Origin of the sequence: Rhizobium sp. LjRoot98 (assembly GCF_964252935.1) — a bacterium.
In the GTDB taxonomy this organism is placed as follows: domain Bacteria; phylum Pseudomonadota; class Alphaproteobacteria; order Rhizobiales; family Rhizobiaceae; genus Pararhizobium.
In genome coordinates, this window is sequence record NZ_CAXUPW020000019.1 from 32,156 (window position 1) to 47,851 (window position 15,696).

Here is a 15,696-nt window from a genome sequence, read left to right on the forward strand (position 1 = left end):
CCTTTCACAGAGCGCTGATCGCGCCGGTCCACATCTGGTAGGCGGCATAGAGGCCCAGGGCACCAAGAACGATCGCGATCGCGACCTCGACTGGATGGAAAAGGCGACGCTCCGTCTCGAAACGGGCCCAGGCGTAGAAAAGGATGCCGGGAGCATAGAGAGCGGCACACATATAGAGTTAGTTCAAACCTGCGGCATAAAGCAGCCACGCTCCATACAAGGTCGCCAAAAGACCAACGAGCATGGGCAGAACCCGGTTTTCTCCCGGTCGATAGTTTTCGCTGGTGATTGCAAGCTTCGCCGCATAGGCGCCCGAAAAGATGTAAGGGACGAGAATGGCAACAGACGCGATCGAGAACAGGGCCTGATAGGTGCTGTGTGCAAGCAGGGTCACAATGAGGAATAGCTGAACCAGTCCGTTGGTGATCAGCAGAGAGGCCGATGGCACACCATGTCTGTTCTCCCTGCTGAAGAACTGCGGCATAGTCTCGTCCTTGGCGGCGGCAAAGGGGATTTCCGCCGCCAGTAAGGTCCAGCTGAGAAATGCGCCAATCACCGAGACAACGAGGGCAAAGTTGATCACTACCGCCCCCCACGGCCCGACCACGGCTTCCAGAACGCCGGCCATTGATGGGTTCTTCAAATTTGCAAGATCCGACTGGTTGAGGATGCCCAGAGACAGCAGGGAGACGAGGGCGTAGAGCATAAGGCAGGTGAAGAAGCCGAGCACCGTTGCCATTGCAATGTCGCGGCGACGCTCTGCGCGCCCCGAGAACACGCTCGCCCCCTCGATCCCGATGAAGACCCACAAGGTGACGAGCATGGTACTTTTGACCTGTGCGGTGATTGAGCCGAGACCGGCATTGCCGAGCCCGGAAAAGTCGAGTGACCAAACATCGAGCTTGAAGGCCACTGCAACCACGCCGATGAACACGACAATCGGCGCGATCTTCGCCACGGTGACAACGAGGTTGGTGATGGCAGCTTGTCGGATCCCGGCAAGGATCAGAAAATGCACGGCCCATAGGAGAACGGAAGCTCCCAGTACCGCCTGCCAAGTGTTGCCGTCACCAAAGGAGGTATAGAAATAGGACAACGCACTGAACACGATGACCGCATACGAGACGTTGCCAATCCAGGCGCTGATCCAGTATCCCCAGGCGCTGTTAAATCCGATGAACGGACCAAATCCCGCTTTGGCATAGGCATAAGGTCCGGCGTCGAGTTCCGGTTTGCGGGTGGCGAGCGACTGATAAACGAATACGAGTGCGAGCATCCCGGCTGCTGTAATGCCCCAGCCGATCAGGATGGCAAGCGGTCCGGCGCCTGCCGCCATATTCTGCGGCAAGCTGAAAACCCCTGATCCGACCATCGAGCCGATGACGAGAGCAGTCAGCGACCCCAGACGAAGTTTCCCCGCTAGCGCTTTCGATGAGTTGCGGACTGGTACGCTGGTATCGATCGAAGCCATGGCTCCCTCCTGAATTGGGTTGACACCAGGAATACTGGCATCAAACCGCAAGGAGCGATTTGATGCCGGTCAAAGTCCCTGCGTTCTTCCGCCAAGAGCGACAAGGCAGGCCAGCGATCATGAAGAAGCGCTGTAATCCGGCCAATATTATCTCTGTCTTGTCACGCGCGTGGCGCGGGCATTCACGATGGTTTCGCTTAGCAGCTGCTGGATGGGGCGAATACGTCTATTTTGACCCACGTCAAAGACGCGGATGGTGTGCAGACAGATAGTTGGGGTGCTTCAAGCAGGAACGTTCCTGCGTCAAAAACGAAAGGACGAAAATTATGAGTGATATGGCTTTGAGGCAGAACATCATCGATGAGCTGGAGTTTGAACCAAGTATCGATGCTGCAGACATCGGGGTAGCCGTTGACAGCGGGGTCGTCACCCTGACTGGCCACGTACCCAGCTATTTTCAGAAAATTGAGGTCGAAAACGTCGTCAGCAGAGTAAGGGGCGTACGTGGCATCGCTCAGGAAATCGAGGTGCGCCCATTTGGGATCAACACGACGGCGGATGACGAAATCGCCAAGCGCGCGTTGAATTCAATCAACTGGAATACAACCGTTCCGAACGACGCGGTACTGGCCAAGGTCACGAAGGGTTGGGTCACGTTGTCTGGCAAGGTAGAGTGGCAATACCAAAAAATCGCAGCACTGGACGCCGTTAAACGCCTAACTGGCCTCATCGGCGTTACCAACAACATCGAAGTCAAGCCGCTAGTTTCCAGTTTTGATGTGAAGAAACGCATCGAAGATGCACTGAAACGCACAGCCGAAGTTGAGGCTAACGGAATCACGGTTCTGGTCGCCGACGGCAAGGTGACTCTGGAAGGCCATGTGCATGCTTGGCCGGAACGCAGCGCAGTCGAACGTGCCGCGTGGTCGGCACCAGGCGTGAACGCGGTTGTCGACCACATCAGAGTTTCCTGAAACCGAACCCGCAAGGCATCGGCGCGGCCGTGGTCGCGCCGTCCAGATTGTTGCTATAGGCAAAGATCTTCTAGGATCGATCGGTCTGGCGATGAAGCCGACAAGCGCGCTTCTGGAGATCATACGGCTCCATTGCCGCAGCAATGTCACCGATACCGTGTTGTGTTGTTTCCCTTCTCACCTGCGCCACGGCGGTCTCAGCGGTGCCGCCGTATTGGTGTCCTGACCTTGCCTCGATGGCCCCCATGATGTTGCTCCCGCGCGAAAAACCACCGTTTCGTAGCTTCCGATACAATGAGATACATCATCGTGATCGCCACGAGACCCAGCATGACTGACAATGGAAGAGGCACGAAGCCGAACCAATCAGCAAAAGGGAGATAGGGAATGGCGACAGCTAGCAGCGCGATTGCCAGCGTCATGCTCGAAAGCAAGGGACCCGGGCGGCTCTTCCAGAACGGAAAATGTGTGCGCACGATGAGCACGATGGCAAGTTGTGTGATCAGAGATTCGATAAACCAAGCAGTCCTGAAGATATCGGGCGTTGCGTGCATGACCAAAAGTAGAAAGCCGAAGGTCAGAAAATCGAAGGCAGAGCTGACGAGCCCAAAGCTAAACATGAACCTCCGCACCGACCCGATGTCCCAGCGGTGGGGCGCTTCGATCTGTCCCGGATCGACATTGTCGCTGGCTATAGCCAGCGATGGGATCGACGACAGAAGATTATTGAGCAAGATCTGCTTGGCCAGCAATGGCAGGAAGGGCAGGAACAGTGATGCAATGGCCATGCTGATCATGTTGCCGAAATTGGCACTGGTCGTGATCGACACATATTTCATCGTATTGGCGAAAGTCCGGCGACCATCGTCGATCCCGCGCAGAAGGACACCCAGGTCCTGCTTTAGAAGAATCATATCTGCGGCCTCGCGGGCAACATCGACTGCGCCATCGACGGAAATACCAATGTCTGCTTCGTGGAGAGCAGGCGCGTCGTTTATTCCGTCACCCAAATAACCGACAACGTGGCCATGCGACCGCAGCGCCGCGATGATCCGCTCTTTCTGGTTCGGATCGATTTCAACGAAAAGGTTCGTCTTGGACGCCTTGCCGAAAAGGGCACTCTTCGTCATCCGATTGAGCTCGTCGCCCGTCAGGACTTGTTCACAATCCAGGCCGATCGTTTCGGCCAGGTGCCGGGCGACATAACGGTTATCGCCGGTAATGACTTTTATCCCGATACCACGGCTGGCGAGATGGGCAAGTGCGTCCTTGATGCCGGCTTTCGGCGGATCAAGAAAAAGCAGGAAGCCGGCGAAGGACATTTGTGTCTCATCATCACGACTGTATGTCGGCTGGCGACTAATTTGGCGGATCGCCAGGCCAAGGACACGGAAACCTTGTGCACTCCAAACCTTGAACGCCTCGTCAAGGCTTTGCTTGCGTGCATCATCCAGGATCTCGGGCCGATCCGCGACCATGACCGACGTACACACGCTCATTACATTGCTCATAGCTCCCTTGCAGATCATCAGATCAGTCGGGTCACCGGGCGATTGGCGAACGACGACGGTCAGCCGCTTGCGAATGAAATCATACGGGGTTTCGTCGATCTTCGAATACGTGGACATATCCCGGTCGCCTGGGTTGTCGGGCGCCGCAGCGATCGCTTCATCAAGAGGGTTCTTAAGACCTGACTGGAGGGTCGCATTCAATTTCGCCCATCGATAGACTTCGTCGCAAGGTCTCGCGTCAGTACCAAAACAACCGTCGAGATGAATGACACCTTCCGTGAGTGTTCCGGTCTTGTCGGTGCAAAGAATATCCATGCTGCCGAGATTCTCGATGGCTTCCAGCCGTCTGACAATGACGCCGTTCTCCGCCATCCTCCGCGCGCCTTTTGAAAGGGTGATGCTGATGATTGCCGGTAGAAGCTCCGGCGTCAGCCCGACTGCAAGCGCCAGCGAAAAAAGCAGGGAGTCGATCAGTGGTCGATGCAGGAGAAGGTTGGAGACGAAGACAACGATAACGATCGTCAGCATGATCTCGGTCATCAGTGTGCCGAAGCGACGAATGCCCCTGGCAAAGTCCGTTTCGGGTATTTGGCGCTCCAGGGCTTTGGCGATCTTCGCGAACTCGGTCTGGTTTCCTGTGCTGACCACCAACACGGTTGCCGTGCCGCTGCGCACGGATGTGCCCATGAACACCATGTTGGTGCGTTGGGAGACTGTCGCACTAATTGCCGACAAGCCCGCAGATTTGACCACTGGGAATGTTTCCCCGGTCAACACCGCCTCACTGACGTTAAAATCGCGGCCCTCGAGGATGATACTGTCTGCGGGAATGAGATTGCCGGCCGACAATCTAAGTATGTCACCGGGCACAATCTCCTGCGCAGGCACACTTTTTTCCACATCGTTTCGCAAAACAACCGCCATTGTGAAAATCTGCCTGCGCAGGCTCTCCATTGCCCTTGAGGCGGAGTACTCCTGTGTAAAACTCAGGACGCAACTTGCTAGCACGATCAGGCCGATGATGACCGCCTCATTGCCGTTCCCGACCAAGGCCGAGACACCCGCAGCGAAGATTAGGATAAGGACAAGCGGATTTCGGAACTGCCGGGCAAATGTTGCCAACGCCGTAGCGTGCCTTTGCTGTTCGATGCGGTTGGCACCAAACTGGAGCAAACGCTGAGCGGCGACATCATTCGATAGTCCTCGGATCGAGGTCTGCATTTCCGACAAAAGTGAAGACGCGGGTCGGGACCAGTAATTGGCGTCAGGAGCGTGTTCGGTTGGCCGTCTCGACGTCCGGAATGTCTTTGACAGCATCGTCGCATCTCCCATTGGCTTAGAGCAGCCTGACGCAAAACAACGAGCGAGAATACCGCGTCATATCTTGTCAAACGCCATCGATTGTTTGTCACATAAAGAGGTGCCTCTGGTTTTGATCCGCATCAAAACCGAACGGTTATTGCTGATGGTCTCGTTAGCCAAAGCACCTCTATTTCACGCCGGCAACGAGCGAATTTTTCCTGGGTTTCACTCCCCGGAATCTGCCTCACGTCTCGGCCGCAATGCACGCAACGCATTCAAGATTACGGCAACATCTATAACTTCTTGGAGGAGCGCCCCATGCAGTGGTTGAAGATACCCGAAGGCGGCAGCGATCATGCCGGCGAGAGAAAGACCAAGGCCAGCGAATACGCTTTGTCTGGCTATATGAATTGTCCTTTGGGCGATACCTAAGGCCTCGGCGAGCGGTTCGAGGCGGTCGACGAGCAAAACGACGCCAGCTGACTGCGAGGCGGCGGCAGCGCCTCGAGCCCCTAAGGCCACCCCTACGTCGGCCATCGCCAGAGCAGGTGCATCGTTGACGCCGTCGCCGACCATAAGGACGGGTCCCCATTGGCGCGCAGATGCGACGACAGCGACCTTGGAAGCTGGTGTTTGCTCGCCGAGGATTTCGTCGAGACCGAGGCCTTTACCGATCCTGATCGCAACGTCCAGCCTGTCGCCGGACGCAAGAATAATCCGGTTGACCCCATAACGACGGAGCTTTTTGAGAACATTTAGTGCCTCTGGACGAACCCGATCCGATAGCACAATCGATCCGGCAATTCGCCCGTCGACAGCGACGGAGATCGTCGCTTCGCCCGCGCGCCGCCGGTTCGGTACAGGCGAATCCGCGATCTCTTTGACCCGACCGGCCACGAAGGGGTCACCGCCGACGATGACGCGATGGCGACCAATGGAACCTTCTATACCATCACCCGGCGCTTCATCTACATTGGTCGGCGGTTCAAGATGCAGGCCGCGGTCATGAGCGGCCTCTATCAATGTATAGGCAAACACATGGCCCGACGCTTGGTCGAGCGAAGCGGCAAGGCGCAGAAGCTCGTTTTCCTCCAGCCAGCCAGCTGTCTCGATGGCGGACACCGCCGCCTTGCCATGGGTCAGCGTACCGGTCTTATCAAGAATGGCGACCCGAACTCGCCCGAGCGCTTCAAGTGTGCCGCCGTCCTTGACGAGGCAACCCTGCGCTGCACAACGAGAGATCCCGGACATGATCGCCACTGGCACTGCAAGGATCAAAGGGCAAGGTGTTGCGATCACCAGGACGGCAAGAGCCCGTCGCGGGTCGCCGGACAACCACCATGCGGCAAAGGCGACTGACAGGGTGACGGCCAGGAAAAGGATCGCGTATCGGTCGGCCAGACGCACCATGGGCGCCTTGGTTTTCTGGGCAGCCTCCACAAGACGGACGACGGCGGCATAAGTGCTTTCGGCTGCCGGTCGAAGGGCGACGAGATCGAAGACGTCTCCTACCGACGTGGTGCCGCTCAAGACCTCCTGGTCGACAAAATGGTGATGTGGTACAGCCTCACCCGTCAGTGCCGACTCGTCGAGAGTCGCTTCACCGGACAGTATCACACCATCGACCGGCAGAACCTCGCCGCGGCGGATCATCAACCGGTCGCCTGCCAAGACCTCTATGATCGGGACTTCCTCGAGAGCATCGCCGGCATAACGCATTGTCGTGTGAGCGACCCTTCCCATCAAAGCCGTCATTTCGCGCGCCGCGCGGCTGGAGGCGAAACTCTCAAGCAGTTGGCCGCCAGCATACATTAGCGCCACGACATTGGCGGCAAGATGCTCGTTAAAGGAGAGGGCGACGGCCATCGATAATGCCGCGACGATATCGAGTCCGGCGTCGCCTTTGCGAAGTGACCGAACAATCTGGACAATTAGTGCCAACAGCACTGGAACGGTTCCGGCCATAAATGCCAGCCCGGCCAGCTCCGACTGTTGAGCAATCAGAAAGAGTATCCCGAGCAGCAAACTGATAGAGGCCGTCAGCACCAATAGGATGCCACGCGAGCGCAGGATCTTTATCAGTAATTCGCCGCGGAGCTTGGGAATCATCGGTCGTCCTTGCGAGCTGGAGGGCGCAACGGATGCGTTCTGCCGGGTTTTGGCTTGGAATGTCCAATTCAGCTTAAATTCAAAGGTCCGGCATTGATCTGGCGCAATGCAATAGGCTGGCCTTTCCGCCTTCGTAGGCATTCGAGACGAATGACATCTGCAAGCCTATCGCTTGAAAGGCGGCGTCAAGGTCGGCCTCGAGGCTCACGGAGGAAATGCGCATGTCAGCAACCTATAAGATTACACAGGTCAAGCCGTTTGACGTGGACAGAGCCTATCCGTTGATCGAACCCGTCGCCTCAACGCTCGATCTGGCGGCATGGCGACGATACTGCGCTCAATTGGCAACTAACACCGATGTCGTAGAGCAACGCGAGCAGGCGTGGATCGCGCTCAATCCGATGGGTGTGATTCAGGGCCTTGCTTTGTGCAAGCTCGGCGATGATTTCGCGCATAAACGAATGCTTGATGTGCCCATCTTCGTCGTTGCCAGTGCCGCAGACGAGGCCGGGGTCTCAAAGGCCCTCATCGACAAGCTGCGGGGCATCGCTGCAAAGGCCGGATGCACAAGCATTCGCTTCTGGACATTGACGTCCGACAACTGGACGCGGCGGCTGCAGCGTTTAGACTACAGTCGTTGGGATCATGGTGTTCGGCTGATCCTAAAATAGTCGTGTGCTATTGGGATCCAGGCTTGCCGGTGAAGACGTAGCCCACGCCCCTGACCGATTTGATCAGATAGGGCCTGGACGGGTCAGGTTCTATCTTTCTTCTTAAACGACCGATCTGTGCGTCGATACTTCGGTCAAAAGCATCGAGATTGCGACCTCGGGTGAGTTCCATCAGGGTCTCGCGTGAAAAAACGCGTTTTGGGTGGCGGCAGAGAACGACGAGCATGTCGAATTCGCCCGTCGTCAAATCGATCTCACTTCCGCCCGCAGTCATCGCAAGGCGCCGACCGAGGTCGAGGGTGAAGGTTTGGAAGGCAAGGACGTCGACATCGGCATGTCCGTTCGGAGTTCTGATCGCCGCGCGCCGCCGAAGCACCGTGCGCAGGCGCGCCAGTACCTCCCTCAGGTGAAAAGGCTTGGCAATATAATCGTCCGCCCCGATCTCCAGTCCGACAATTCTGTCGATAACGTCGTCGCGCCCCGTCAGCATGAGGATTGGAATGTCGGACGTTGTACGGATTTCTCTTGCGATCACGAGTCCGTCGTCGCCGCCGGGCAGGACGAGATCAAGGAGAATCGCGTCGAAGGTGGTGCATGCCATACAGGCGCGCATCGAGGGGGCGTCCGCCACCGCCATCACGCCGAACCCCTCATCCTGGAAATAGCGGGTCAGCATATCGCGGATGCGCGGGTCATCGTCGATGACAAGTAGGTTCTGCATTGCATGAGGCCCAATCGCGACAGTGTCGCAGGTAGTTTGGCATCTGTTACAAATTGTTGCAATTTCGCGCTAACTAATACAGGCGTAGCGTTCGCTCGTCATCTGTACCGGTTCAACTCCCCTCGTCAAACAGGAGAGAGGAAATGGTTATGGTCCCGGCAGAAACTGCTCGTCAATACCGTTCTGAAAGCGTCATTCCTCTGGCGTCCCGCCTGCAGCCGAGCCTGGCCTGCGTTTTCGACAGACAGCCGATCGAAACATTCGAGCCGGGACAGCCAATCTTCTGGCAAAGCGATCCCGCAAAGCACGTGTTCGAGATCGTTGAAGGCCTCGTCAGGGTGTTCAAGATACTCTCCGACGGCCGGCGCGTCATTACCGGGTTTCTTTACGCTGGCGATCTGATTGGAATTTCCCTGTTGGATCGGTATCTCTACGGGTCCGAGGCGGTGACGAGGACCAGGGTCCGGCGGTTTTCCAGGCAGAGCTTCCAGCAACGGATGGACCAGTCACCTGAACTCCGACCCAGCCTTTTTGCGCGACTGAGCGACGAGATGGCTGCAGCACAGGAACAGATGGTCCTGCTGGCGACGAAGACAGCAGAGGAACGCGTATGCACGTTCCTTGTCCTGACAGCTCGACGCGATCGGGAGGCACTCGTTGTGTCTCTGCTCGATCTACCGATGACCCGCCAGGACATCGCGGATTATCTTGGCCTAACAATCGAAACGGTTTCGCGGACGTTTTCCAGCCTCGCTTCGCGTGGTGTCATAACGGCAGACGGGCGTCATCAATACAGAATTAAGATCGAAAAGTTGATCACGCTCGCCGGTGAAGTTGACACTTCTCATGGCGAGGCCGATGTGCATGATAAGGTGAACGCGCGCAGGTTCGCCAGCGCTTAACATGAAGAACCGTGATGTCTCAATTCCAAGCGTTACAAACGGTCACCCACCACGGATTGGACGAGGTCGAACGGATTTTCGGGGGCGCGAGCGTCATTGTTCATCGCTTTGACGGGGTGATCGAGCGTTGGACCGCGGGATGCGAGGCCCTTTACGGATGGTCCCGTGCTGAGGCGATTGGTGCCATCGTCCACGACGTTCTTTCCACAGAATTTCCGGAACCTATCGAGAACATCCGTCGCAAGCTCCGTGAGACGGGCATCTGGTCGGGCGAGCTGAAACACCGGCATAAGGACGGGCACAGTCTCTTTATCGCTGCTCGCTTCGTCTGTGTGGTCATGGAGGACACTGGGACCTTGGTCGTTCTACAGACGAACAACGACATTACCGCGCTGAAACAGGCGGAGAGGGACCTCGCACAGCGGGAGGCACATTTGGCCTCCATCCTGGCTACGGTTCCAGAATCCATGGTGGTGATCGACAAAGCGGGTTCAATCACTGCCTTTAGCGCGGCTGCGGAACGACTATTCGGTTATCAAGCTGCGGAACTGAAGGGTTTGAATGTTAAGCAACTGATGCCCGAGCCGTATCGCGGTGCACATGATGGCTACCTTTCTCACTACATGGAAACCGGCGAACGTCGCATTATCGGATATGGACGGGTGGTCACGGGCCTGCGCAAGGACGGCACTTTGTTTCCAATGGAGCTTTCCGTGGGCGAGGCGATCTCCAATCGCGAACGTGTATTCACAGGCTTTATTCGCGACCTCACAAGCCGCCATCGGATGGAAGAGGAACTGCGCCAAGCACAGAAGATGGAAGCGGTCGGTCAACTGACCGGCGGCCTCGCACACGACTTCAACAATCTGCTGACTGTCATCGGCGGCAATCTTGAAATGCTCGAGGCGAAGCTTTCAGACCCGAAGCTTATCAATCTTGCCCGCGAGGCACAGTTGGCTGCAGACGACGGGGCGAAGATCACCGGTCAGCTTCTCGCCTTCGGGCGCCGGCAGGCGCTCAATCCAAAGCCAGAAGATATTGGCCGGCTGATCGACGGTTTTTCGGATCTTCTCAGACGAACGCTCGGGGAAAGAGTGGAGCTGCACAGCACCGTGGCTGGCGCGGCCAATCTCGCGCTTGTCGATGCGTCACAGCTGCAAAACGCCATTCTCAATCTCGCCCTTAACGGTCGCGATGCTATGCCCGACGGCGGACGTCTAACGGTTGAGGTCAGCCGCGTTACTCTCGATGTCGATTATGCCGCGATGTATCCAGACGTCCGGACAGGTGAATATGTGCTCATCGCTGTGAGCGATACCGGGAATGGAATGACGGACGACGTCAAACGCCGCGCCTTCGAACCCTTCTTCACGACCAAAGCCGTCGGCGCCGGAACTGGGCTCGGACTGAGCATGGTCTACGGGTTCGCCCACCAGTCTGGTGGGCATGTCCAACTCTACAGTGAAGCAGCCCAAGGAACAACTGTTCGGATCTTCCTACCGGCCCAGCAGGGCGCAGTCGTCCCCGCCGGTCCACCTGGCACCGCCAATGTCGCACTCCCAAAGGGCGAGGAACTTGTCCTCGTCGTCGAAGATGATCCACGGGTTCGACGCGTGGCTGTCTCGCGGCTGAAGGACCTAGGATATCAAGTGTTGGAGGCGGAGAACGGGACTGACGCGCTTGCCCTCTTCGAACAAACACCAGAAATCGCCCTCGTATTCAGTGACATCATAATGCCCGGATCGCTGACCGGCGACCAGTTGGCGCAGGCGGTCAAGGAACGGCGTCCCGATGTTGCTGTGTTGCTGACGTCCGGGTATGCATCGCCCGAGATTACCAGCGGAAGCCTGCTGAAAAACGCGAGCTGGCTCAAAAAGCCCTATACGACGCCCGAACTGGCGGTACGCTTGCGCCAGCTTCTAGACAGATAACTCCTCCACACGCTGACGTGATCGACTGAGAAAGAGGTGCGTGTAACCATTGGCGTGTCGGCGCTCGTCTTTGCGCCAGATCAATGTGACCAGTCGCTGACCTGACTATGCTGGAGGAGATCCTCAAACAGGAAAAGGCTCAGACCATGACGATAAAAACAGTTCTCGGTGTCCTCGATGTCACCAAATTCCACAAGGACCTGGAGAGTGCCATCACATTCTGTGAAACGCATCAAGCGCACCTAACCGCCCTTGTGGTATCAATGGGAGCCGCCCCCTATGTCGGCGCGTACGATGTCATTTCGACTGTCTGGGTCGAAGAGAGACAGCGCGAGATCGAGGAACTCGACACGGCAGCGAGTAACATCAAGTCGCTGCTAGAAAAAAGCGAGATCTCCTGGGACGTACAGGACATCTATACCGAATTCGCCTGGGCCGCGGATGATATCGCCGTGCGTGCGCTTTACGCCGATATCCTGTTGGTCGGACCTCAAGCCGCACGCGATGAGCAGTTTCGCAAGCAGGTCATTGACGGTGCTCTCTTCCATTCACCAACGCCGATCCTGCTCAATCCAACGGGTCGCGACATCAGTGCTGCGCCAAAGGCAGTTCTCCTCGCCTGGGATTCCAGCGACGAGGCTGCTCGCGCAGCCCAACTGTCCCTTGATTTTCTAAAAAGCGCGGGCGAGGTGCACGTCGCGCTGGTCGATCCCCTCGCGACTAGTTCCAGCAATGGTGAAGAGCCGGGCGCAGACATCGCTCGCTACCTTGCGCGGCACGGCGTCAAGGTTGCAGTCGATCGGATTTCGGGTGGCGGACGGCCCATCGATGAAACGTTGCGGCAACATGCGATTGATGTCTCTGCCGACATGATCGTCATGGGCGCCTATAACCATCCACGTTTGGCACAACGCTTGTTCGGCGGGGTAACACATTCGATGTTGAAAGAGGCCAAGATCCCACTGTTTTTGGCTCATTAAACCGAATTTTGGCGATGGCAAGGGATCGCAGAAACAGTAAGCAGGTCACGGACATCGACAAATGTACTGGCCGCCCAAGTGCAAATCTGGGCGGCCTCTTAATATCTGGTCGGGTTTTGACTATCCCACGAAGCTCGCTCTGCGTCCGTGGATCTCCCCAACGACAATCCCGTAAAAGAGGTGCGGAGACGTTGACGATATTGGCAGTTCCTCCGGCTTCAGGGCGCCAATCTCCCACCAGTCAGGATATTGCTGTAAAACCGACCAGGCGTGCAGTCTTTGATTATGCCACGCTTCCGTATCCGGATATTCTTCAAATCGACCCTCGACGATAACGCTGCCCCATCCTTTACCCTCGCCTTCCGCATCGACCTGCAGGCAGACGTTGTTGTTCGCCCGCATCCATTCGACCTTCTTGCCAGGCATCGAAAAGCTGTAAATCGCCCCGTAATCGGCGACAAAATAGATCGGCACGACATAGGGCTGACCGTCCTTGCAACAGGCGAGGTGGCCAAAGCGGGCTTTGCTCAGCACCGTACGGCATTCGCCTTCGGTCAGATCTTTCAAGATATATGTCACCAGAGAATCTCCTCATTCTAGCATACATCAGACTAACGCAGGTAGCCCCGCCTCATCTTTGATCGAGCGCAAAGTGTGATGCCGTCGATTGGTTCAAATTTAAAATGAGGTGCATCCTGCCTCTTGAACGGATGGAGTAAGACATGGACGACCGAAAAATTCGAAGGGATATCCTCGACGAACTGGAGTACGATCCGAGCCTCGACGCCGCCCAGATCGGTGTCGCCGTCGAACACGGGATCGCAACGCTTTCTGGTCACGTGGAAACCTATGCCCAGAAATTGATGGCGGAGTTGATTACGCAACGCGTCAGAGGTGTCCGGGCCGTCGCCAGCGAGATAGAAATACGGTGGCCCGGGCATAAGCGCCATGCAGATGACGAAATCGCTGCGAGAGCACTCGACATCATATCATGGGATACCGCACTTCCCGATGCCGCGGTTGACATCAAGGTTCACAAAGGTTGGATCACGCTTTCCGGGGAAGTGCCGTGGCATTTCCAGCGGCAAGCCGCGGAAGACGCGGTCAAGAAGCTCGGCGGGGTCGCCGGTGTTGTCAACGTTTTGGAAGTCAAGCCGAAGGCAAATGTCGTCGATGTCAAACATCGGATAGAGGCAGCATTGCAACGGCACGCTCTCATTGAAGCGGCTGCAGTCAAGGTCAATGTCGCACACGACAAGGTGACTTTGGAGGGTGACGTCCACGCCTGGAGCGAGCGCCAGGCTGCGGAACAGGCCGCGTGGTCGGTCCCCGGCGTCAGCCTGGTAGAGAATCATATTCGTGTACGCTGATACTGCAGAAGCGCGGGAGGTCTGAGCTCCCGCGCTTCGTTTTCAACTTGCACAACGTATTGGCCGTGATTAATTCGACTGCTATCAGGATGTCTTGATAGCGATCTTCCTGTTGTTCTTCTTCGCATTTGGCGTTTTCGGAAGCGTGATCTTCAAAAGTCCGTTGGCAAACGAGGCGTCAATCTTATCGGGGTCTGTCGCTTCTGGGAGCCGGATATCGCGCCGGAAGGATCCATAGCGGCGTTCGGACAGGTAGTAGTCCCCATCTTTCCTTTCCTCGCGCTCATTTTTTTCACCTTTTAACGTGAGGATGCCGTCCGACAGCGTGACATCAAGCTCCTTGGGGTCAATGCCTGGGAGCTCGGCGGTCAACTCAAAAGCGTCGTCCTTTTCGACAAAATCGATGGCCGGTGCGTTGCTATGAAAAGCCGCCGGCAAACGAGAAAAGGTCCGGTCGAGAAAGCCCGGCGTAAAGTCATTGAAGACCCGGTCGAATTCCGAACGCAGGCCTTCAAAGGGTGACCAGCGGCCCGATGTCGACGGTGTTTTTGGCTCTGTGTTGGTTGGAAGATTAGCAGGATGTTCAGCCATGTTTTCAATCTCCATTTCACCTGATGATTCTGACGGGAGGCGTGCTCCACTCTTTTTTCATCTCATGTGATCGAGATGTGTTTTCATCATAGCCTGTCGGAGGGTGTGAACATTGATCGGCATCAAATCGCGACCCGCCAATTGGCGTATTCTAGCAAACATCCTGGCATGATCGGTGTGCCCAAAACCGAGGCGATGACGCTCGATCAGCGCAAGAATCAGGATATCTTGAAAGGAGATGCCCCATGAAGCCTCAGTTTCACCTGCCGTTGACGACCTATCCAGATCCAAGTTCGTTCACGCTACTCCAGAACGCGATTACTTTTGCCCGAAATCAGAGCGCGGATCTGAATGTAACGATCGCGAGGGTGAAAATACCGAATGTACACAGCGCATTTCCACCCATCCTGGACATCGCGAAAATGAGTGCGGACGCTGAAGGTGCAAGTCGCGACAACGCGGAGTTTCTGACGCAAGCGACCAGGGACTACGCTGAAACCGCCGGGATCAGCGCGACGATCTCCTATCTCGAAACCTTGGAATCCCAAATTGGTGAGGCGTTTTCGAGAAGAGCACGAATCCACGATTGTTCCCTCATGGAAGCTGTTCCAACGGCCCGCTCGCTCGTAGAGAGTATCCTATTTGACAGTGGAAGACCTGTGATCCTGTATCCCAGCGAGCCATCCTGCGGGCGCGTCGACGTGATTGCGATCGCCTGGGACGGCAGCGCGACTTTGGCGCGGGCACTAGCCGGCGCGCGTCAGTTCCTCGATCAGTCCCCAAAGATCGTGCTGATATCGGTCGTCGATGACAAGGCGATAGACGAGGATTTGCATGATCGTTTTTCTGCAGCATTGCGAAAAGGCGGACTGTCGGTGGAGGTCGCGAAAAGGCGTGCAGATGGAGAGCTGGCCGCAACGGTGCTTCAGGGGGTGGCAAAGGAGTATCGCGCCGACCTGCTCATTGCCGGCGGCTACGGGCATTCGCGGTTGAGAGAGCGCCTTTTGGGCGGTGTTACCCAGTCTTTTCTTGCTGGGCCCGAAATCCCTATGCTGCTCGCACATTAAGGGGACGAAAATACCATAACGGCCGTACCCCGGCATCGACCGGTGTCCGCGAGACCCAAGCACAACTGAGGTAGCCCATTGAGACCACGCGTTCAA

14 protein-coding genes are annotated in these 15,696 nt (G+C 56.6%); 7 read left to right on the forward strand and 7 right to left on the reverse strand.

The genetic code is table 11. The features are described 5' to 3' along the window. Positions 1-4: 4 nt before the first annotated feature. Positions 5-172: a hypothetical protein gene (locus tag ACSQ3J_RS29305; protein WP_436040908.1), complete on the reverse strand. Its 168-nt coding sequence runs from the start codon at positions 170-172 to the stop codon at positions 5-7. A gap of 6 nt (positions 173-178) precedes the next feature. Continuing rightward, positions 179-1,471, reverse strand: a complete 1,293-nt coding sequence (locus tag ACSQ3J_RS29310) for a basic amino acid/polyamine antiporter (protein WP_436040909.1) — start codon at positions 1,469-1,471, stop codon at positions 179-181. Between the two features lie 326 nt (positions 1,472-1,797). On the opposite strand from ACSQ3J_RS29310, the gene ACSQ3J_RS29315 reads away from it, so the two are divergent. Then, complete coding sequence (locus ACSQ3J_RS29315) at positions 1,798-2,445, forward strand: BON domain-containing protein (RefSeq protein WP_436040910.1); 648 nt, start codon at positions 1,798-1,800, stop codon at positions 2,443-2,445. A 197-nt stretch (positions 2,446-2,642) separates the two neighbouring features. On the opposite strand, the gene mgtA is transcribed toward ACSQ3J_RS29315, so the two are convergent. Together mgtA and ACSQ3J_RS29325 are read right to left on the reverse strand one after the other, a co-directional pair. Next, positions 2,643-5,273: a magnesium-translocating P-type ATPase gene (mgtA, locus tag ACSQ3J_RS29320; RefSeq protein ID WP_436040911.1), complete on the reverse strand. Its 2,631-nt coding sequence runs from the start codon at positions 5,271-5,273 to the stop codon at positions 2,643-2,645. Between the two features lie 210 nt (positions 5,274-5,483). Continuing rightward, on the reverse strand, positions 5,484-7,367 hold the full coding sequence (locus ACSQ3J_RS29325; protein WP_436040912.1) for a heavy metal translocating P-type ATPase: 1,884 nt from the start codon (positions 7,365-7,367) through the stop codon (positions 5,484-5,486). Between the two features lie 221 nt (positions 7,368-7,588). Here ACSQ3J_RS29325 and ACSQ3J_RS29330 point away from each other — a divergent pair, with 221 nt between their 5' ends. Then, positions 7,589-8,038 (forward strand): hypothetical protein, encoded by a 450-nt coding sequence (locus tag ACSQ3J_RS29330; RefSeq protein WP_060504037.1) that lies wholly within the window; start codon positions 7,589-7,591, stop codon positions 8,036-8,038. A 7-nt stretch (positions 8,039-8,045) separates the two neighbouring features. Here the strand turns inward: ACSQ3J_RS29330 and ACSQ3J_RS29335 are convergent, their stop codons facing one another. Beyond that, positions 8,046-8,759 carry a response regulator gene (locus ACSQ3J_RS29335; RefSeq protein ID WP_436040913.1) on the reverse strand — a complete coding sequence of 238 codons (714 nt, stop codon included), beginning with the start codon at positions 8,757-8,759 and terminating at the stop codon, positions 8,046-8,048. A gap of 143 nt (positions 8,760-8,902) precedes the next feature. On the opposite strand from ACSQ3J_RS29335, the gene ACSQ3J_RS29340 reads away from it, so the two are divergent. From ACSQ3J_RS29340 to ACSQ3J_RS29350, 3 genes are all read left to right on the forward strand, one after another. After that, complete coding sequence (locus tag ACSQ3J_RS29340) at positions 8,903-9,661, forward strand: helix-turn-helix domain-containing protein (RefSeq protein WP_244482070.1); 759 nt, start codon at positions 8,903-8,905, stop codon at positions 9,659-9,661. A gap of 14 nt (positions 9,662-9,675) precedes the next feature. Further along, the gene (locus ACSQ3J_RS29345) at positions 9,676-11,592 is read left to right on the forward strand and encodes a hybrid sensor histidine kinase/response regulator (protein ID WP_060504041.1); all 1,917 of its coding nucleotides are present in this window, start codon (positions 9,676-9,678) and stop codon (positions 11,590-11,592) included. A gap of 107 nt (positions 11,593-11,699) precedes the next feature. Continuing rightward, positions 11,700-12,572 carry a universal stress protein gene (locus tag ACSQ3J_RS29350; RefSeq protein WP_436040914.1) on the forward strand — a complete coding sequence of 291 codons (873 nt, stop codon included), beginning with the start codon at positions 11,700-11,702 and terminating at the stop codon, positions 12,570-12,572. A gap of 120 nt (positions 12,573-12,692) precedes the next feature. Here ACSQ3J_RS29350 and ACSQ3J_RS29355 read toward each other — a convergent pair whose 3' ends face one another. After that, the gene (locus tag ACSQ3J_RS29355) at positions 12,693-13,151 is read right to left on the reverse strand and encodes a pyridoxamine 5'-phosphate oxidase family protein (protein ID WP_060504044.1); all 459 of its coding nucleotides are present in this window, start codon (positions 13,149-13,151) and stop codon (positions 12,693-12,695) included. A 143-nt stretch (positions 13,152-13,294) separates the two neighbouring features. On the opposite strand from ACSQ3J_RS29355, the gene ACSQ3J_RS29360 reads away from it, so the two are divergent. Then, positions 13,295-13,942: a BON domain-containing protein gene (locus tag ACSQ3J_RS29360; RefSeq protein WP_060504046.1), complete on the forward strand. Its 648-nt coding sequence runs from the start codon at positions 13,295-13,297 to the stop codon at positions 13,940-13,942. An 84-nt stretch (positions 13,943-14,026) separates the two neighbouring features. On the opposite strand, the gene ACSQ3J_RS29365 is transcribed toward ACSQ3J_RS29360, so the two are convergent. Further along, the gene (locus tag ACSQ3J_RS29365) at positions 14,027-14,533 is read right to left on the reverse strand and encodes an Hsp20/alpha crystallin family protein (protein ID WP_060504064.1); all 507 of its coding nucleotides are present in this window, start codon (positions 14,531-14,533) and stop codon (positions 14,027-14,029) included. A gap of 245 nt (positions 14,534-14,778) precedes the next feature. Between ACSQ3J_RS29365 and ACSQ3J_RS29370 the strand changes: the two genes are divergently transcribed. Continuing rightward, entirely contained in the window at positions 14,779-15,600 is an 822-nt protein-coding gene (locus ACSQ3J_RS29370; RefSeq protein WP_060504047.1) for a universal stress protein, read from the forward strand. Positions 15,601-15,696 lie beyond the last annotated feature (96 nt).